Consider the following 863-nt stretch of genomic DNA (forward strand, 5'->3'; position numbering starts at 1 on the left):
AACGGAAGGTGGCGGCACTCCTGTGGGAATTGCGCGTCTACGTGAGACCCGCAGGCTGAAAGCTGAGGTGGCTCAAGGACCGGCCCGCGGAAAGGGAGCGCCTGCAGTGCAATGAAACGGTCCAAGTACAGATTCCCCCATACTGTGGGCAATGGAGATTTCCACTTCTTGTTCACACAAAGAGGAATGAAACGGAAGGCGGCGAGACTCCTGCGGGAATTGCGCGTCCACTTGAGACCAGCAGGCTGAAAGCCGAGGTGGCTCAAGGACCGGCCCGCGGAAAGGGAGCGCCTGCAGTGCAATGAAACGGTCCAAGTACAGATTCCCCCATACTGTGGGCAATGGAGATTTCCACTTCTTGTTCACATAAAGGGGAATGAAACGGAAGGCGGCGAGACTCCTGCGGGAAATGCGTGTCTTCGTGAGACACCGCAGGCGCACAAGCGCCGAGGAGGCTCAAGGACCGCCCGTGGAAAGGGGAGCGCCTGCAGTGCAATGAAACGGTCATTGTATAAACTCACCAAAACTTTAGACGATGAAAGTCTAACCTCAACCTGAACGGGAAAACGGGATTTTCCCCGCCAAAACCCCAAAAATTTACAACGTTGATTTCTTGGATAATTTCGCCCTTCCCAAGGAGATACTAACAGAAATGACAAACTAGGAGAGTGCAGGAGGGAATAGAATGAATTGGACAGGATTGGCGTTGTTTATTCAGCTGTTTTTTGGGATTATTATTGGATTGTATTTTTTGAACTTATTGAAAGGCCAGCGGACCCAAAAGGTTTCGATTGACCGAGATTCACGAAAGGAAATGGACCAATTAAGGAAGATGAGATCCATTTCATTAACGGAACCATTGG

At 50.6% G+C, this 863-nt stretch carries 1 pseudogene; it reads left to right on the plus strand.

Annotation, left to right across the window (positions count from 1 at the left end):
• Positions 1–685 precede the first annotated feature (685 nt).
• Positions 686–863: pseudogene (locus CVN76_RS01485) on the plus strand (ATP-dependent protease LonB); the annotation flags it as partial.

It is taken from the genome of Bacillus sp. mrc49 (assembly GCF_002803435.1).